This window comes from Cellulophaga sp. BC115SP, assembly GCF_009905545.1.
Classification (GTDB): domain Bacteria; phylum Bacteroidota; class Bacteroidia; order Cytophagales; family Spirosomataceae; genus Flectobacillus; species Flectobacillus rivi.
Window position 1 is genome coordinate 222,009 of record NZ_JAAALB010000002.1, and the last position, 19,214, is coordinate 241,222.

Below are 19,214 nucleotides of genomic sequence, written 5' to 3' on the forward strand. Positions count from 1 at the left end.
ATATAGTTAGTAAACAACTGTTCTATCTTCTCGGTAAATCTTTCATTACCTCCTTTATCCACTGTTGTTTAGGACTCCGCAGTATCACTTGTGGGGTAAAACCTGTCTCATCAATTGGATGCTTGGCAGTCCATGAAGATTGACTGATTGGGATATACAAATAATAGTTTTGATATGGTAAGTCTGTACGATTTGACATACCTTCATAATCCATCATTCCTACTGTATGCTGACCATAAGTAACAACTTTTGAAGATTGTTTCAATAAGTAGAAAAAGTATTCTGTCGAACTACCACAAAGCTCATCGAAGAGCACGGCTACTTTTTGGGGCTTCTTACTGATTGAATCTAAAGGAAACTGTACACTCGGAATTGGATAGAATTTTTCAGTAGTTTTGGGAAGTTTCTCATAAGCTTGTCGATAAGCCTGCATAATCGTATCAGGGAAATATTTGTGATACTCTTTGGGTAACTCTTGGGTTACATAGCCCGACAAATCATTCCGTTTATGAACCACATTTTCGGGGCTAACGCGTAATATGCTCCTTTCTTGACGGATAGGATTAGTCATTAGGTAGGGTAAGAGATGTACCCAGCCAGACTCTCCTCCTCCATTTGCTCTCAAATCTATAATCAAATAGGGATGCCCAACAATATCTTGATGATACTGAGCAACTTGTGATTGAATGTACCCATCATTATTACCAAAACTAGGAATTCTGATATAAAAAAAGTCTTTGTTCAATGACTCAAAATGAACGCCCTGTTGGTGATTGCGCCAAGTAGAAAGTTCCTTAATCTCTTCAATACTAGCCTTTTGAGGGGCTATTCGTGCCCAAATATTAAAATTCCAGATAAACAATAGATTTCCTTTGGTACTAACAGGGATATCATTGGACATAAAGGTATCAAACAATTCGGCGTACCAATGTTGGTTCTTTTTCACTAAAGTAAAGTAAACAAATCCCTTCGGATAAGAATCTTTTCCCTCTAATTTGAGTGCTTTGTAAACATTTGGGGCGGTATTGACTATCGCAATTTTGGTAGTACTGTCTTCATTAATCCATACGCCTTCCCATAAGTTGAATTTATTAGCAAAGGATTTGGGGATGGATAAAACGACACTGTCATTGGCTGATTTTTCACGATAACTAAAGCTAAAATGCTTGTCTTCAAAGAACCTTACATATTGCTTCAGAATCCCAAAACAGGCTTTGGGATTTATCTCTTGCTTGGTTTTTTCCAATAGTGAGGTTTTGAGTTTTTCATAGACAACACCCTTCTTGGCACTTACTTTAGAGGGAAAGCCCGCATAATTTAACTCTGTTTTTTGAATCATCTTTTGCAAATTCTCTTGGCAATTACAACTGATTTGAGCAAACAAACCAAATTCCACCCCAATTAATAGGATAGCCAAATAGTATAACTTTTTCATAGGTAGTTTTTTTAGAGAAAACAACAGGATTTAGATTTTTATAGAACAAAAAAATAACATTTTGGCTCAAAAAACAATTGTAAAGTTTAGGGTGCAGACTCAAAACAATCATAAAAGTATTCTATGAATGCCAAACAAGATTAAACTTTTCGGCTGGTTATTATCTTTTTCGGAGGAATGGACGTAATTTTGTAAATACAATTTGAAGAATTGTGGGTTTACGATGCCTAAGGTATCAAAAAGCATCGCAAAAGAAACAACAGATAAATTAAACGAAACGTGAAAAACATTCGTAATTTTTGCATTATTGCACATATTGACCACGGCAAAAGTACTCTAGCCGACCGTTTGATTGAATTTACTAATACTGTTCAAAAGCGTGATATGCAAGCTCAGCTTTTGGATGATATGGACTTGGAACGTGAACGTGGTATTACTATCAAGTCACACGCTATCCAAATGAACTATCAATACGGCGACGAGAGTTATACTTTTAACCTCATCGACACACCAGGACACGTTGACTTTTCTTATGAAGTTTCTCGCTCAATTGCTGCCTGCGAAGGAGCGTTATTGATTGTTGATGCTTCACAAGGTATCGAAGCTCAAACTATCTCAAACCTTTTCTTGGCCTTGAATCATGACTTGGTAATTATTCCAGTTTTGAACAAAATTGACCTTCCAGGAGCGATGCCTGAAGAAGTAAAAGACCAAGTAGTAGATCTTTTGGGTTGTGACCGTGACGAAATTATTCATGCTTCAGGAAAAGAAGGTATTGGTATCAAAGATATTTTGGATGCTATCGTTGATCGTGTACCTGCACCAAAAGGCAATCCAGATTCTGAATTACAAGCACTTATCTTCGACTCGGTATTTAACTCATTCCGTGGTATCGAAGTTATTTTCCGTGTATATAATGGTACTATCAAAAAAGGTGATAAAGTAAAATTCGTAGCTACTGGGAAAGAATATACCGCCGATGAAATTGGTACGCTCCGTTTTGATAAAGAACCTAAATCAGAAGTAAGAGCAGGTGACGTAGGTTATTTGATTTCAGGTATTAAAGATGCCAAAGAAGTAAAAGTTGGTGATACGATCACACACCGCGACAAACCTTGCTTGGATATGATTCAAGGTTTTGAAGAGGTAAAACCAATGGTATTTGCGGGTATTTATCCTGTAGACACCACCGAGTTTGAGGACCTTCGTGATGCGATGGAGAAATTGCAATTGAACGATGCCTCGTTGGTGTGGGAGCCCGAAACTTCTGCTGCCTTAGGATTTGGTTTTCGTTGTGGTTTCTTGGGTATGTTACACATGGAAATCGTTCAGGAGCGTTTGGAACGTGAATTTGATATGACGGTAATCACGACAGTACCTTCAGTAAAATTCAAAGTAAATACCACAAACGAAGGTGAAATTTGGGTATCTGCTCCGTCTGAGTTACCAGACCCTAACAAAATTGATAGCGTAGAAGAACCGTTTATCAAAGCGCAAATCATCTCGAAATCTGAGTATGTAGGTTCGATTATGAAGCTTTGTATGGACAAACGTGGTATTCTCAAAAATCAAATTTACTTGACTTCTGACCGTGTTGAGTTACAGTTTGATATGCCTCTTTCTGAAGTTGTATTTGACTTCTTTGACAAATTGAAGACTATTTCTCGTGGATACGCTTCATTGGATTATGAATTCAAAGGCTATGAAGAAAGTGACATGGTGAAGCTTGACATTATGCTCAATGCAGAACCAGTGGATGCGCTTTCTGCAATTGTACACCGTGAAAAAGCTTACGAATGGGGTAAACGTTTATGCGAAAAGTTAAGAGAATTATTACCTCGCCAACAGTTCGAAATCGCTATTCAAGCAGCAATCGGTCAAAAAATTATTGCTCGTGAAACGGTTAAAGCGCTTCGTAAAGACGTATTAGCAAAATGTTACGGTGGTGACATTTCTCGTAAACGTAAATTGTTGGAAAAACAGAAAAAAGGTAAGAAGAGAATGCGTCAAGTAGGTAACGTAGAAATTCCTCAAGAAGCATTTATGGCTGTATTGAAACTAGACTAGCATTAAATGAGAAATTGTGTTTTTGAATGATGACTATTTTTCAAAAATTCCTTTTCTTGATAAATGATAAAAGCTCAAGCGTAAGTTTGGGCTTTTGTCGTTTATATACTACCAACTTAACCCGTATTCACCTAACTTCACTCATATACTTATCCAATCTTTCTCATTCTTCTAGGTAATAATTCCTTCTATCTTGCTATCAATCAAAACCGTAAGCAACATGGAAAAGTTAACAATAAAAAAGCAGCTTTTTGAAAAAGCAATTCAACAGCAACAAACCTTAGTAAGAGATATTCAAAAACGTCTTTCTGACTTAAAAGAAAGTATTACCTCTTTAGAAGTTGGAAGTTTCGGAGGAAGTGACGACGCTCGTCGAGAAGAAGATGTTGAAGATATTCAGCAAGAAAAAATCCACTTAGCTAATGCTAAAGCAGAGCTAAATAAACTCGAAGCATTATTTCGAGATGTACAAATCGACGCTAAAGTTGGTGTGGGAAGTATTGTAAAAACAGAGCTTTTCAATTTTATTTTTGCCATCAACATGCCACAAATTGAAGCAAATGGCGAACGATATATGCTAGTATCAGATCAAGCGCCAATATTTAAAGCATTAGAAGGAAAAACTGTTGGTGAAGAAGCACAAATTAATCGTCATCATTATACGATAAAGGAGATTTTTTGATCTATTACGCATCATAACCTAGTTCGAGACTAAGTCTTGAACTAGTCTAGTTTCCTAACCTTCATTCTCTTTTCTTACGATACACTTTCTTCATCACTGCATCACCCACGCCTGTACGAAAATGACTCTGTTCGTAGAAGTTTTGATAATATTCGGTCAACCCATTCTTTCCTGTAAAATCATACACTCTTTTAGGAAACAATTTTTGTAATAGTGCCAAGTCTGTGGGATGAAACTTGACTTGTTCATACAATGGACTCAAAATTATTTTGTAGTCCGTATGATGCTTTTTGAAAATATCAGCTATCTCTTGAAGCATTTTTTCCTGACGATATTCAATTAAAATTGACTTATCCGTCTGCTGACCTTTTCTTTGATAAAACACTCCCTTTTTTTCCTGATAGTACTCTTCTGGATATTGACTTACCAAACGCTCCTGAAAAGGCATATAGATGGTATTATTTCTGGTATCATAATAGATGGGCTTTTCTTGAATAAAGCCTTTCATCCAACTTTGATAGCCCAATAATTGATACCCATAATAGCGAATCCAAAAGTCAGGTTGTATATACGCTTTGAGAAATAGCGTTTGAAAATCTAATGTTGACTCCCCTGAGACCTTCGGATGTTTGATATACAAGTGATTATCGACGTTTGAAGTATGCGTAAACGTACGATCATGACATATAATGAGTAGTACATTTTTCAACTCCACTCCCTGTCCATCTAGCCATTTGATTTTAGTGTAAATCCCATAAATAGACTCATTTGAAGCATCGAAAAGAAAAGGTTCTGCATTTTGAGGCAAATATTTTTTCCAACGTGCTGGCTTAAATGCCATCGTTCGGGAACTCCCAAAAATGAAAGAATTATAATGAAACTGAGGATTATTGCGAATAAATGTCTCGGTAGAAACATAATCTCTATTGGGAACAATCACAGGTTTTGAAAAGTCCGAGTAGCTATGCAGCACTTTGAAGGGATCAAAATACCAGTATCCCAACAAAAACAAACAGCCTACAACAATCGGAACAATCGAAAACTTGAGAATAGTCCAAATAAATCTACGCATGAGAAAGGAAATACCAGTGCTTCAAAAAACCATAAAGCACTGGTAATGAAGTATATTATTTCTTTTTCTGTTTCTTTTCACGAGCTACCATCTCTTTTGGTTTTTTCTCCATTTTGATTGGATAGCCCAATAAATCACGAATTACCACTGATGCACAAACACCTCCAAATGCCGCAGGAATATAAGAAATTGTCCCATAAGCAGACTTCTTAAAGTTGCTGCCATCTGTTAGCATCAATGAATCATCATCGTGTTTTTCTAAAGAAAAGACTGCTTTGATACCCGAACGAATCCCTAATTTACGCAAACGCTTGCGAACTAAAGATGCCAAATAACATTGTCTAGTATCAAATAAATCTGCAGTTCTGAGCAATGTTGGGTCCACTTTTCCACCTGCTCCCATCGAACTTACGATTTTGAGTCCTTTGTTGTAAGCAGTACTCAATAGTGTCAGTTTAGGTGTAATGGAGTCGATACAGTCCATTACATAATCAAACTGATTTTCGCTCAAAAGTTTTTCTGCGGCTTCTGGAGATAAAAACTCCTTGATAGTTGTTAGCTTCAATTCTGGATTAATCGCCAACAAGCGCTCAGTCATAATATCCGCTTTGGGCTCGCCATGGTTGGTTGCCAAGGCAGGCAACTGACGGTTACGATTGGATGGATCGACCACGTCGCCATCTACAATTGTCATAGTACCGACGCCTGAGCGCGCGACAAATTCGGCAGCAAATGAACCAACGCCACCTAAGCCCACCACTAATACGTGAGCATTTTGTAATTTTTGAATTCCCTCGTCACCTACCAACAATTTGGTTCTACCAAGCCAAGCTAAATCACTCATTTTTTATTGAAAATATCTTTTACTTAAAATCTTTAAAGTTCTTCTCTAATTTGATAATCAGTAGTTCTATCAGAGTTCATGGTTAGTAATTCGCCAATAAAACCAGCTAAAAACAGTTGTGAACCTATAATAATCGCTACCAACGCCAAATAAAACCACGTATTATCAGTAATATTTCGGAAAGGAATATGATTAGAAATGCTGTAAATTTTATCACCTATCAAGTAAAGTGTAATAAATAAGCCTACCAAAAATGACAAGATACCCAAACTACCAAATAGGTGCATTGGGCGTTTACCAAACTTCTGAACGAAAGTGATCGAAAGTAAATCTAGTAATCCATAAAGAAAACGTTCGATACCAAACTTGGTTGTACCATATTTACGAGCCTGATGCTGCACTACTTTTTCTCCAATTCTTGAAAAACCGTTCCAATTAGCCTGAACAGGGATATAGCGGTGCATTTCGCCATACAGACGGATTGTTTTGATTACCTCCAATTTGTAGGCTTTCAAACCACAGTTATTGTCATGCAGATTAATACCCGACATCCATTTGATTGCCGCATTGTAAAGTTTCGTAGGTATGGTTTTCGAAAGTGGATCAAAACGTTTTTGTTTCCAACCCGAAACCAAATCATAATCCTCAACCGTAATCATGCGATATAACTCAGGAATTTCATCTGGGCTATCCTGCAAATCAGCATCCATTGTGATCACCACACTTCCTTGAGCTTTCTGAAAACCCACGTGCAAAGCAGCAGATTTACCATAGTTGCGACTAAATGAAACAGCTTTAATACGAGGATTCTGTGCGGCAAGGGATTTCAACACTTGCCAAGAGCGGTCTTTACTCCCATCGTTCACAAAAATCACTTCGTAGGTAAATTGATTTTCATCCATCACTCGCTCAATCCATGCACAAAGTTCAGGCAAAGATTCCTCCTCATTATATAGTGGTACTACAATCGAAATTGCTAACATAATTTTGTTTATTAGAAATGTTACCGCACAACTCGATAACGAATGATAGACGGTGTCTTTATCAAAAAATCAAATAATACTCTTTTAATAATGCGCTAAATTGACCTGTGTATTGATCTTGAGCGTCTTTTATCAGTAATTCAGTGTTTTCCAGAATCTCTGGCTCACTTCCATATTCAACAATAACTCTAAGAATCTTTGCGCCTTCACGATGGCGAACAGTCAATTTTTTTTGTGGAAGTAATCCTTTATTGATTGCCAAACTCTCTAGTACTTTTGCCTCATAAGCTGGTAATAATACTGCAAATTTACCAGAAGTTGTCCGTAACCTAAGCACTGAATCCAAAAGTTCTTCAAAACTTAAAGTTTCGGTATGGTGAGCCTGATTTTTTTGTACCTTTTCGGACTTCAAATGATTCTGATAAAAGGGAGGATTTGACACAATATAATCATATTTTGTATCAGGAGAAAAATCTTGTACTTTTCCGTGAAATACTCCTATCCTATCACTCCATTTACTTTCAGCAATATTACTTTTAGCTTGTTCAAAAGCTGGTAGGTCTAATTCTATGGCATCAATAGCTGCGTTGGTTCGCTGTGCCATCATCAACGATAACAACCCTGTTCCTGAGCCTATATCTAAAATATTTTCAGCCTGAGCAACATCTACCCAAGCACCCAATATACAAGCGTCGGTAGACACTTTCATGGCGCACTGGTCTTGATGTATGGTAAATTGCTTGAACTGAAACATAGTATTTAATTGTGAATGTTGAATGAGTGAATTGTGAATGACTGGAAGTTATCAAAATAAAATTTCAATAAATAGAATCACCTTATTTCTCTTTGTGAAAGCTCCTAAAAAGCTGATAACAAGATTAATCTCATAGTACACTGTAGACTATGAGCTGTAGACATTATGCAAAATGTATTAATGATTTTCCATGGATCTTCTACTAACGAAAAAATAATTCACCATTCACTAACTCACAATTCAAGATTTATTTTCTTCCATAATCTGCGGGGTTTTCGCCCCAGAATTCGGTTTCCCACTTGAGCACTTGGTTTGAATACGTATTATTTTTCAACCAGATTAATGCTCGGTCAACTAATCGAAAAAGCTCTTCGGTTTTAGCATTACGTTCTAAATTCGTTTTTATTGCTTTATTTCTGACCCAGCTCAAAGCCGTTTTTGAGTCTGAGTAAATAGGCAAATCAGAATTGTGTTTTTGCAAGAAAGACAAACCATGAACTATTGCCAAGAATTCTCCGATATTTACAGTTCCTTCAGGAAATGGACCCATCGAAAATAAGACTCTTTTCGTAGAAGTTTCAACTCCTTGATATTCCAACACGCCAGGGTTACCAGAGCAAGCGGCATCTACAGAAATACTATTGGCCAAGGGTTTTCCTACATTTTTCTTGGTTACCGCTTTTGCTCCAGTAGCTCCTTGTTGCACAGACTGCCAGTAGTTTCCCTTAGCAGCTTTCTCGGCCTCCGCCTCTGTATCAAAGGATTTGTATTGTGCCCCTTCAAAGCCTTTTACAGCTTCTTCAGTTTCTGCCCACGAAGAAAAAACACCCGTTTTTCTTCCCTTCCACACTGCATAATATTTTGCTTTTTTTGCCATTTCTCTTAAAAAACCGTGAAGATAATCAATTTTCGGCTTTATCTCGAAAGAATCAACATGCGTAAGCATTTCGGATTTGGGATTTCTGATTTCGGAAATACAGAAAACTACTTTTATTTTTTACAAGATATAGCAAGAAAAAACTCCCATATCCGAAATACTCCCTTCGTACACTACTAATTTCAGATAAATAATCTTTGAGGTTTACCACAAAAGAACATAAAAGTGCCAAGTGCAGATTTTAGTTAATTAATGTTAAATAAGCATGTTGAATTGCTTTTACTATTGCTCTTCTAAAAATGACCTTTTAGCTTTGTTCAAAATTTAACACCGTTTACATCATGAAAAAACTCATTCTAACCTGTTGTGTTGCCGCGTTGAGCGCACTTTCTTTAACCTCAAAAGCACAGTTCGACCCTAATACAAAATACTGGCAACTAGGTGGTTCATTAGCTACTAATAACACCACATTTGGCAATCTTGGCAGAGAAGATTTACATAGCAATGCCGTTTCATTGACTTTCAGAAAAGGAAAATTTGGAGAAAACAATGTAGCAAAAGGTTGGCTTTTAGACTATAGTCTTTTAACATCATCAGGGTCCACTCTTAACACGACCTATTACCAGCATCGTTTTGGAGCAGGCTATTTTGTGAGCAAATTTCAACCAATCACTCAAAATTTAGCCTTGTATGCCGAAGCCGTTGGCAAAGCACAATATCTATACAATACCTCAAAAGGAAGCACTGGCACTGATGGCTGGGCTGCAACAATTGAAGGTAATGTTGGGCTACGCTACAGTATGAAAAACAAATGGTTCTTGGATTTGGGAACAAACGTAGGGACGCTTCAATACCAAAGTATGGGTGATGTAAAGAACTTTTCTGGTGCGATTGTACCAAGTGTTGGAACTTTCAAAATATCTATTGGCAAGACTTTTTAGATTGTAGATGTTACTGGTTAGTAGTATATCAGTTAGTGGTAGATTTTACCAAAGTAGATATAAAGTGTTTCAATTCTATCTATACAGTCATTTTAGCATCTATTATTTGTTTTTTATACAAAGTACAATATTACGTTTATTCTACACCGTTTTGTTCAATTAGGATTGTTTCGCACTAAGAAACGAGTAATATAGAAGAGCGCTCTGCCATAGGTAGAGCGCTCTCTTTTTGTTAAAGTTTTGTTAAATCACTTGAATTGTACTTAAGGATTCTTACTTTCGTACAAATTTTTAACACCATATACTTACATGAAAATACTTTTTCTAACCTGTTTGACTGTGATACTACTCATGGTCCACAATTCATCTCAAGCACAATACGACCCAGGCACTAAAAACTGGCTTGTGGGTGGTTCTCTTAGTGGAACCTTTTCAAACGCCTTTACATCTTCTCAGACAGGACATGTTCAAAATTTGAACTTATACTTCAAATCAGGAAAATTTGGAGCCAATAAGGTCTCCAGAGGCTGGTTAGCAGATTATACGCTTATGTGGACTGAATCAGGCGTCGACTTTAAATATGGTTCACATGCTATTGGAGCAGGCTACTTTATCAATAAATTTCAGCCTCTTAACAAAAATATAGGTTTATATGCTGAGGCTGTAGGTATGGGGAAATACCTACTCGCTAGGTCAAACCAAGGATATAAAAATGATGGTTGGGGAGCTTCCATACTAGCCAATGTAGGATTGAGATATCATTTTAAAAGTAAACTTTTTCTAGATTGTAGTGCTAATATTGGCTATGTCAATTATCAAAGTACAGATTTATTAGTAAAAAATTGGGAGGCTTTTTCTATCGGACTATCACCCTCTATTGGTTCTTTTAAAATTGCTATCGGTAAAACACTATAACCTAGAAAAATCATGAAAACGTTACAATTTAGCTTATTAGTTATATCTTTTTGTCTACTATCTAGTTTCTATAGCGTTGGACAATACATTGAAGGCAAAAAATACTTAGACGGGTCGTTTGGAATAGGAATAGTTAGTTTAAAGAACTCCACTCAGAGTGATGCTTTATCTTCTAACTTAAATCTTACTTACGGAAAGTTTGTAACAAAATCAAAAGCTCGTTTCTGGACTTTTGGATTTAGTCAATCAGCAACAGAAAGGAATCTTGAATACAACGAGAAAAATTCACAATATAGATTCTCCGTTGGTTTAGGAAATGAATATTATAAACAAATATTTGGGAATTTAGGCATTTATGGAAGGCTCCAAGGGAATCTTAATGTAGGAAATACTTCCAAATCTATTAAAGATGACTTTACTCCATCTAACAATGAAGATACCAACACCTTCTCGTCTGGGGTAACTTTTAGAGGTTCAGGAGGGGTAAGTTATTTCGTTAATAAGAAATTAGCACTCGTTGTCCCTATAGTAAGTGCAAATGTATTTGCCCTAGAATTTAGTCAGTCAACAAATGAAAAAATAATGTCTACCTTTAAAAGTAATTACATCTCCTACAATATTTCACCTACTATCTATCTTAATCTGGGTATAGGTATTCGGTATGTATTCTAAAGAAAAAGAGGTTGTCCGATGGGATAACCTCTTTTCTTTTTTGCCAATTATATCAATTCCCCTCCTCTTTCAGCACTCGAATATCCGCAATCAAATTTTCTATATCTGTGGCTAAGGTACCATTATATATTCCACGAATTCGGTTTTGGGAATCTACCAAAATAAAATTTTCGGTATGTAAAAAATTGTTTTCGTCTTTAGCTACACCTAAATTTTCATCTGCGAAATAGGATTTTCTGGCCAATTCATAAATCTGTTTTTTATCACCCGTCAGTAAATGCCATTGAGGCAAGTTTATATTTTTTGTCTTTGCATAACGTGCCAAAACTGCAACACTGTCACGATTGGGCATAACGCTGTAGGACATAATTCTGACTGAACTATCCTTGGCATACGCTTGTGCCACCTTTTGCATGCCATCCATCAGTCGAGGACAAAGACTTGGACAAATGGTAAAGAAAAAATTGGCAACATGGATTTTGCCTTTTACCGTATTGAGCATCACCTTTTGACCTGCTTGATTCTGGAAACTAAAATCTGCAATATGATGTGTGACACTGTCAGCATTCCAAATAGTGGTAAAATCTGCTGTATTGTAAAAAGGTATTTTCGCCTTCTTTTCGGAGGTAGAACAACTTGTAATAAGTACATTTATGAGTACAACAAGAGTTATTTTATTCATTATAATCCTGTTTGAAGTTTTTCGTTTTCGCCCATACAACCTTTAGCACCTAATAATCCAAATCTTCTTCCTTCGACTACCTCAAAATTGGCTTTGAGTTTTCCATTTTCATACCAAAAACTTTGTCTTCCTGAAGGTTGACCTTGTTCATTATAGTGACATAAGGAAAAAAGCTGTCCACTCTGATACCATTGCTTATGTTCACCAACAGGCATATCTTCCACAAAGTGATAATCGAAGCGTTTATGACCATTTTGCCAAAAGGCAATATGATGCCCAGTTTTTTGGTTATTGCGATAAAAACGTTTCTCTGACAAATTACCATTTTCATACCATTGTGTTTCCCATCCTTCAAGCTTTCCATGATTATAAACTCTTTCCGAAGATTTTTGATGGTTTGGGAAAAAGGTATCGAGCACGCCTGAAAAAGGTTTTCCTTGATAAAAAAGGATATCTTGTTGGTACACAAAAGCCTTATTATCCCACCGATAATGTTGTGGTGATTTTTCACAAGCAAACATACAATTGAGACTTATGAAGAGAATAAACCAATGGTAAAATTTCATATCCAACTTTATATTAATACAGTTTAAAACTGTTTAAAAAGTTTGTCCAAGACTAAGTCTTGAACTAGGAATTACTGAATAATGAGCGGGAAATTTTGAATGTAAATTATTGATAATTAAAAATTTACATTCGCAATTCTCCACTCACAATTCGCAACTATTACTGACTGACTGTTCCTGCCGTTCCATAAAAGCCTGAGCCATTGATATAAGGATCGGCATCTGTTATATGATAATGGTAAATTCCCTTAGGAAATTCCGCTGTTACATGCGAATGTCCGTGATAAGTATCCAAATCAGCATTGGATACCGCCTTACCATTTTCTTGAGGACCATAGACAGGAAAACCATCTAACAGAAACCCAAGAAAAGCTGATTTCCCATTTTGAGTAGTCAAGTAAGCAGGTTCCTGATGATAATGGTATTGCCCAGTCTGTTGAGGATGACCTAAGTATTGGTCAAAGGAATTAATCTCATTGGTCAGAGGCTGATTGGGTCCTGCATATTGATTAAAGAATGGAACGCCATTGAGCGACACACCAATTGGTCCTAGAGGCGTAGAAGCATGTGTACTAGCTTTTGCAGGATGAAGCGGCATTTTAAACACTAAATTCTGTGAGGATATCCGATTAGGATTTAGATTAAAACGTGTATTGGTTCCGTTATATGCCTCATATCTAGCATCTGTAGATTGAAAATAGGGGCTTTTATGATTGGGAATACCATTGCTTTTAATGACCAAATAATTGCCTTCAACTGTAACAGATAAACCAGAATTCGAAAACTTAGATTGTACCACAGATATATCCACGTCCGAGGTCGTAGTGGTATTGTCAGGAGTTACAGACGTAGTATTATCGCTTTTACAAGAAAATAAACCCATAAAAGCCAATGCAAATAATTGCTTTTTCATAGTTTTTAACATTTAAGGCAAAAGGTTTTTGCCAGTTTGAGTAAACATAATTGTGGGTAGAGATGATTCATTATTGATGAATTAAGAGTTAGGACTGTACGAAGGTTTTTATTTTGTTCAACAGAGTTCTTATTTATCGTTTTTGGGGTGTAGCTGAAACTCTAGCAGTTGCCATTTTGAATGCGGTAACTGCAAGAGTTACCACTACGTTCATCCATTTAACACTGCAACCGCATGGGTTGTCACTACGTTATTTGAATTTCTGATTACTTATCTGTTAAATATTCAGCATCAACTTATTGCTATCTTGGAGGTCTTGATACTTGCTCCAACACTTCGCCAATCATAGTATCGAGCTCTTGTTGCTGCTGAGGATTACAGACTTTATCTCTTACTTTTCTGAAATGGTCAAAATTGATCTGCTCCTGTTTGGCTATAAGGTTCGCAATCTGATTTTGCTTTTGAGAGATAATCGAATCATTTTGTGATAACCCTTGACTGTATAAGTCTTTTTTGGCTTCTTGAATCGCCAGATGGAGGGAATCTATCTGGCGACGATGTTCATGAATCAGTGTTTCATAAGCTTGTTTTTGCTTTTCATCAAAATTCAATTTTGACTCCAAATAATCTTGAAGACGAGGGCCTTCGTGCCCCATACCAAAAGGCTGACCATGTGGAGGTCTTCCAGCAGGGCGTCCCAGCCAAATTACGGCTAGTAAAGCAATATTCATGATTACCAAACCAACGAATATCCAAGGAGAGAATAATTTCATAACTAAAAATATTTTTTTGAATAGAGTATCTATTAATTAGTACAATTGCGATAAACCAGTATTTATACCAAACTCATTACCTAATTCGACCATAATATTTGTTTCATTTTGGGACTTTAGATTATTCCAAACCGTCAGTACGTTGAAGAATAACAGTAACAATGCAAAACTTACCCCAACTGTTTTCCAAACAGGGTTAATGTTTTTTTTATGATTTCGTTGGCTAATTCTGTATTGAATTTTCGCAAACAAAAATGGATTACCTTCTACCCTTTCGAGCGTATCTAAGCTCTGTAAGGTTTTTTCTATTTCATCGTTATTTGTTTCCATCGTGTTAGATTCCTTGCTGATAATATCCTTGTAGTTTCTTTTTTAAATTTTGTTTTGCTCTGAATATTAGAGATTCGACAGAAGCCAATGATACTTGCATTACCTCTGCGATTTCTTGGTACGAAAGCCCTTCGATTTTGTGAAGCGTAAAAGCCACACGTTGATTGTCGGGCAATTCCTCGACTTTACTCATCAAAATACTGGCTCTTTCCTTGTTTTCTAAAGTGACACCGGGGTGCTCCCAGTCTGGCATAGAGGGCAACTCTTTGTTTTCACTCCAGCTTAAGATAGATAATATTACTCCCCAACGCTTTTGACTTTTTTGTTTACGTATATAGTCGAGAGATTTATTTACTGCCACTCGATAGATATAAGTTCCAAGCTTTGATTCAAATTTGAATGTATGAATGGACTCATATATTTCAATAAAAACTTCTTGTGTCAAATCCTCTGCTTCTGTCGAACTTTTCACAAAACCCCAGCAAGTATTCTGCACCTTGTCTTGATACTTATCGACAAGATGTTTGAAAGCCAATTGATCGGCTTGTTGTAGTTTTTTTACTAGTTCTTGTTCAGTCATAGAGATAATTTAGCCAAGTGATTTGGTATTTGAAGTTTAGACGTTATATTTAAGATAAAACTTGCTGTTCAAACCTAATTTTTTTTCTATGACCTAAAAAATCCTTCTATTAATCTCAGCCCTCTTTTTCGATTTTTCCCAACAATTATTGACTTATATCGTCATTTTACAACCTTTAATCAGATTTTTTTTGCATTTTGTCGATTTATGAGATAGATTTAAAACTTGTTATTTGAAAAAATCAAATGCTTTATCAATTTTTTAAATTTTTATAAACAACTATTCTATGAGACAGTTCTATCGATTTTCAATGATTTTAGTACTACTATTTTCAAGTGTTTACACTTTTGCTCAAGGTTTAAAAGGTAGTATTAAGGACAGCAAAACAGGTCAAGGAATTCCTGGGGTATCAATTAGTGTACAAGGACGAACTACAGGTACGGTATCTGATGGCAATGGGAATTATGTATTAAAACTTCAAGCAGGAAGTTACATGATCAAAGTTAGTGCTGTGGGCTATCAAGTAATTACTGAAAATGTACAAATTGATGCGAGTGGTACAAGCAAAAACTTTAGTTTGGTAGAAAGTATTTCTTCGTTGGAAGAAGTGGTCGTAACAGGTACACGCAGTGAAGGTCGTACCAAAATAGACACGCCAGTGCCTGTTGATGTTATTCCGCTTTCGCAAGTAACCAATAATGTTGGACAAGTTGACATTAACCAAATCTTGACTTTCGTTGCTCCTTCATTTCAATCTTCTCGTCAGGCTATTTCGGATGGTACTGACCACGTTGACCCAGCTCAACTACGTGGACTTGGACCAGACCAAGTATTAGTTTTGGTAAATGGTAAAAGAAGACACCAGTCCTCTTTGGTCAACGTAAATGGTACCGTAAACCGTGGTACTGTTGGTACTGATATGAATGCGATCCCTGCTACTGCCGTTGATAAAATAGAAATCCTTCGTGATGGAGCAGCGGCACAATACGGTTCTGATGCCATTGCAGGTGTTATTAACATTGTATTGAAAAAACAAACAGGTCTATCAGGAAATCTATCGGCAGGTGAATATGTAACATCTTATGCAAAGAATTATGCTGTTAATTTCAGCAACGGTTTGCCTAAAGATGTATCGGTTCAAGATGGTTTTACGGGACAAATTGGTTTGAACTATGGTATTAAACTAGGAGATAAAGGCTTTTTGAATATTACAGGTGAATATGTTTCGAGAGGACGTACCAACCGTACTGGTACATATACTGGTCAGGTATATCCAACTGTAACAGGTCAAACCGACGACCAAATTATCGCAAGTAAAGGACTTACACGTGATGCTTTTGATATGCGTATTGGTAACTCTGAAGTAAAAGGTGGCGGTATTGTGGTAAACGGTGCTATGCCTATCAATGATAATATTGAAGCCTATATTTTTGGAGGTTATAACAACAAAAAAGGTAACGCTGCAGGTTTTTATCGTTATCCAAATGGTGTTCCTGCGGCAGTTCGTACAGGAGTTTTTGCACTTTATCCAAATGGGTTTTTGCCTGAAATCACCTCAGATGTAACAGATTTATCCATTGCGGCGGGTATTCGTGGTAAAATTGCTAAAAACTGGAACTTCGATTTAAGTAATGTTTATGGTAAGAATATCTTTGATTATGGTGTTCAAAACTCTATTAACTATTCTCAAATTGGCAGTGTAAGCACTCCACAAACTTCGTTTGATGCAGGAGGTAATACATTTTCACAAAATACGACCAATTTTGACATGAGTCGTAAATACGGTGATATCTTGGAAGGTTTGAACGTAGCGTTTGGTGCAGAATATCGTGTTGATGAATTTGGCACTCGTGCTGGTGAAGAAGCGTCTTACAAAAACTATAACACAAGCTTAGGTGTTGCGGCTGGTGCGCAAGTATTCCCAGGTTTCTTACCTTCAAATGCAGGGACACATTCACGTAGCAACGTTGGGGTTTATACAGATTTAGAATTAGACGTAACTAAAAAATGGGTAGTTTCAGGTGCTTTGCGTCTAGAAAACTATTCGGATTTTGGTAGTACAGGACTAAAATATAAAGTAGCGACTCGTTATAAATTGTTGGACAAACTAGCGATACGTGGAGCCGTAAGTACAGGGTTTAGAGCGCCGTCTTTACAACAACAGTATTATTCAAAAACAAATACTTTGTTCCAAACTATTAATGGTGTACAAACGCCTGTTGAAAGTGGTACATTTCCGAATAGCAGTCAGCCAGCCAAAATCTTTGGTATTCCTGAGTTAAAAGCTGAATCTTCACAAAGCTACAGCATTGGTGCTACGGCAGAATTGGGTAAATTAGAAGTAACAGTCGATGCTTATCAGATTGATATTAAAGACCGTATCATCTTGACCAATAACTTTACGGCTAATGGCAATGCTACTATTGCTGCTCAATTGGCTCAAGCAGGAGCAACTACAGTTAACTTCTTTACCAATGCGATCGATACTCGTTCACGCGGTATAGAAGCTGTGGTAGCTTATGCCACTCGTTTACCACAAGGACACTCTTTGAAATTTACGCTAGCAGGTGCATTTATTGACAACGAAGTAATCAAAGGGGCTGATGGTAAACCAGCTATCAAAGCCACTCCAACATTGATTGAAACTGGTCAATTAGGCAACTATTTCAACCGTGAAGACCAAAGCCGTATTGAGGTGGCAAGTCCAAGAAGCAAAATCACGGGTACTATCAACTATAAGTTTGGTAAGTTTGGTGCCATGCTTCGTGCGGTGCGTTTTGGTGAAGTGGTATATTTAGACCCAACAATGTTGAGCTCTGCTAACTTTGTAGCTAATGCTTTCAATAACAACAACAAGGAGACGTTAGACCAAACTTTTGCGCCAAAAATCACTACTGATTTAACATTAAACTACCAAGTGGCGAAAGGAATTAACCTTGCTGTTGGAGCAAACAATATCTTTGATGTTTACCAAGATATTCATACTCACTCAGGAAACATGAGCGCTGGACGTTTTGTGTATTCTCGTCGTGTACAACAGTTTGGATTTAACGGTAGATATGTATTTGCTCGTTTAAATTTCAATTTCTAATGACGAGGTTATTTGTTAACAGTATATCTGTTAAGTAGGAAGACGTTATTAGTGAATAGTATATGAGGTATTTGAAGATATTCATAATCAAAATGTTATATCCAAATTACACCTCAATACCATTTATTTAATCCTTCCTATTACTTAATGTATTAAACTCATAACTGAAAGTATTCTATATTTTTTCCTAGAATATCGCATACTCATTAAAAAAGGCGGTCGAAATGAATTTTTCGACCGCCTTTTTTGATACTACAATGCTAGATTTGACTCGGTTTAAGACGCAAAGCATTGCGTCTCTACGATATGAATACCTATAAAAATATCTCAAAACTCATCATTCAGAACTATCCTAGTCTTGTTTTGATAATCTTGATTGCTATCGCCAAAAGAATTACTCCAAACACTTTTCGGAGCACATTTGTACCTCCTTGACCTAACATTTTTTCAATCCATTCGCTTGAACGAAGCACGATATATATGAAGATTAAGTTGAGAAACACCCCTATCAAAATGTTAATCTCATCATACTGAGATTTCAAAGAAAGGATAGTTGTCATGGTACCTGCTCCAGCAATAATTGGAAATGCTAAAGGTACAATCGAAGCAGCTTTTGAACCTGAAACCTCCTCAGATTTGAAAATATTACGTCCTAAAATCATTTCTAGACCAATCAAGAAAATAATCAATGCTCCTGCGATGGCAAAGGAATTAATATCGACACCGAAAAGGCTCAAAATAGATTTTCCGACATATAAAAAAGCAATCATAATACCGCCTGAAACCAAAGTAGCTTGCTCGGGGTGGATATTACCTGTTTTTTTACGTAAATCAATAATCACAGGAATCGACCCAAGAATATCGATCACAGAAAATAAAATGAGTGAAACAGAGAAAATCTCTTTTAGATTGAAATTCATGATTTGAAAGGGGTTTAGTTGATGAAAAAGCAGACGCTATCTTTTCAGCCTTTGGCAGTCAGCTATGAGCACTCGGCAAAATATTCTTTATGAAATTATCATCGCACTTCTTGCCTA

Annotated in this window: 19 protein-coding genes; 6 read left to right on the forward strand and 13 right to left on the reverse strand. The window is 36.6% G+C overall.

The annotated features are described in order from the left end of the window. Positions 1-22: 22 nt before the first annotated feature. Entirely contained in the window at positions 23-1,435 is a 1,413-nt protein-coding gene (locus tag GVN22_RS02410) for a S41 family peptidase (RefSeq protein WP_166549477.1), read from the reverse strand. A 279-nt stretch (positions 1,436-1,714) separates the two neighbouring features. Here GVN22_RS02410 and lepA point away from each other — a divergent pair, with 279 nt between their 5' ends. Both lepA and GVN22_RS02420 read left to right on the forward strand, forming a co-directional pair. After that, on the forward strand, positions 1,715-3,502 hold the full coding sequence (gene lepA, locus GVN22_RS02415) for a translation elongation factor 4 (RefSeq protein ID WP_166549478.1): 1,788 nt from the start codon (positions 1,715-1,717) through the stop codon (positions 3,500-3,502). Positions 3,503-3,722: 220 nt separating this feature from the next. Next, positions 3,723-4,184, forward strand: coding sequence for a GreA/GreB family elongation factor (locus GVN22_RS02420; protein WP_166549479.1), 462 nt, complete (start codon positions 3,723-3,725; stop codon positions 4,182-4,184). A gap of 61 nt (positions 4,185-4,245) precedes the next feature. Here the strand turns inward: GVN22_RS02420 and GVN22_RS02425 are convergent, their stop codons facing one another. The 5 genes from GVN22_RS02425 to GVN22_RS02445 all read right to left on the reverse strand — a co-directional run bounded on the left by GVN22_RS02425 (position 4,246) and on the right by GVN22_RS02445 (position 8,714). Further along, positions 4,246-5,256 (reverse strand): hypothetical protein, encoded by a 1,011-nt coding sequence (locus GVN22_RS02425; RefSeq protein WP_166549480.1) that lies wholly within the window; start codon positions 5,254-5,256, stop codon positions 4,246-4,248. Positions 5,257-5,311: 55 nt separating this feature from the next. Next, positions 5,312-6,100, reverse strand: a complete 789-nt coding sequence (locus GVN22_RS02430; protein ID WP_166549481.1) for a ThiF family adenylyltransferase — start codon at positions 6,098-6,100, stop codon at positions 5,312-5,314. A 32-nt stretch (positions 6,101-6,132) separates the two neighbouring features. Then, positions 6,133-7,083: a glycosyltransferase family 2 protein gene (locus GVN22_RS02435; RefSeq protein WP_166549482.1), complete on the reverse strand. Its 951-nt coding sequence runs from the start codon at positions 7,081-7,083 to the stop codon at positions 6,133-6,135. Between the two features lie 61 nt (positions 7,084-7,144). Then, positions 7,145-7,837 carry a tRNA1(Val) (adenine(37)-N6)-methyltransferase gene (locus GVN22_RS02440; protein WP_166549483.1) on the reverse strand — a complete coding sequence of 231 codons (693 nt, stop codon included), beginning with the start codon at positions 7,835-7,837 and terminating at the stop codon, positions 7,145-7,147. 247 nt (positions 7,838-8,084) lie between these two features. Then, positions 8,085-8,714: a viroplasmin family protein gene (locus GVN22_RS02445; protein WP_166549484.1), complete on the reverse strand. Its 630-nt coding sequence runs from the start codon at positions 8,712-8,714 to the stop codon at positions 8,085-8,087. A 341-nt stretch (positions 8,715-9,055) separates the two neighbouring features. On the opposite strand from GVN22_RS02445, the gene GVN22_RS02450 reads away from it, so the two are divergent. The 3 genes from GVN22_RS02450 to GVN22_RS02460 all read left to right on the forward strand — a co-directional run bounded on the left by GVN22_RS02450 (position 9,056) and on the right by GVN22_RS02460 (position 11,242). Beyond that, a complete protein-coding gene (locus tag GVN22_RS02450) occupies positions 9,056-9,655 on the forward strand; it encodes a hypothetical protein (protein ID WP_166549485.1) in 600 nt (199 codons plus the stop codon). 309 nt (positions 9,656-9,964) lie between these two features. Continuing rightward, positions 9,965-10,570 carry a hypothetical protein gene (locus GVN22_RS02455; protein ID WP_166549486.1) on the forward strand — a complete coding sequence of 202 codons (606 nt, stop codon included), beginning with the start codon at positions 9,965-9,967 and terminating at the stop codon, positions 10,568-10,570. Between the two features lie 12 nt (positions 10,571-10,582). Then, entirely contained in the window at positions 10,583-11,242 is a 660-nt protein-coding gene (locus GVN22_RS02460) for a hypothetical protein (protein WP_166549487.1), read from the forward strand. 52 nt (positions 11,243-11,294) lie between these two features. Here GVN22_RS02460 and GVN22_RS02465 read toward each other — a convergent pair whose 3' ends face one another. The 6 genes from GVN22_RS02465 to GVN22_RS02490 all read right to left on the reverse strand — a co-directional run bounded on the left by GVN22_RS02465 (position 11,295) and on the right by GVN22_RS02490 (position 15,086). Continuing rightward, complete coding sequence (locus GVN22_RS02465; protein ID WP_166549488.1) at positions 11,295-11,924, reverse strand: SCO family protein; 630 nt, start codon at positions 11,922-11,924, stop codon at positions 11,295-11,297. Continuing rightward, positions 11,924-12,445: a toxin-antitoxin system YwqK family antitoxin gene (locus tag GVN22_RS02470; protein ID WP_166549489.1), complete on the reverse strand. Its 522-nt coding sequence runs from the start codon at positions 12,443-12,445 to the stop codon at positions 11,924-11,926. Before GVN22_RS02470 ends, GVN22_RS02465 begins: the two co-directional genes overlap by 1 nt. A 205-nt stretch (positions 12,446-12,650) precedes the next feature. Further along, a complete protein-coding gene (locus tag GVN22_RS02475; RefSeq protein WP_166549490.1) occupies positions 12,651-13,403 on the reverse strand; it encodes a YHYH protein in 753 nt (250 codons plus the stop codon). 302 nt (positions 13,404-13,705) lie between these two features. Beyond that, positions 13,706-14,176 carry a Spy/CpxP family protein refolding chaperone gene (locus GVN22_RS02480; RefSeq protein ID WP_166549491.1) on the reverse strand — a complete coding sequence of 157 codons (471 nt, stop codon included), beginning with the start codon at positions 14,174-14,176 and terminating at the stop codon, positions 13,706-13,708. A 36-nt stretch (positions 14,177-14,212) separates the two neighbouring features. Next, positions 14,213-14,506 (reverse strand): hypothetical protein, encoded by a 294-nt coding sequence (locus tag GVN22_RS02485; RefSeq protein WP_166549492.1) that lies wholly within the window; start codon positions 14,504-14,506, stop codon positions 14,213-14,215. Positions 14,507-14,510: 4 nt separating this feature from the next. After that, entirely contained in the window at positions 14,511-15,086 is a 576-nt protein-coding gene (locus GVN22_RS02490; RefSeq protein WP_166549493.1) for an RNA polymerase sigma factor, read from the reverse strand. A 286-nt stretch (positions 15,087-15,372) separates the two neighbouring features. Here GVN22_RS02490 and GVN22_RS02495 point away from each other — a divergent pair, with 286 nt between their 5' ends. Further along, entirely contained in the window at positions 15,373-18,177 is a 2,805-nt protein-coding gene (locus GVN22_RS02495) for a TonB-dependent receptor (RefSeq protein ID WP_166549494.1), read from the forward strand. A gap of 347 nt (positions 18,178-18,524) precedes the next feature. Here the strand turns inward: GVN22_RS02495 and GVN22_RS02500 are convergent, their stop codons facing one another. After that, positions 18,525-19,097, reverse strand: coding sequence for a MarC family protein (locus GVN22_RS02500; RefSeq protein WP_166549495.1), 573 nt, complete (start codon positions 19,095-19,097; stop codon positions 18,525-18,527). Positions 19,098-19,214 lie beyond the last annotated feature (117 nt).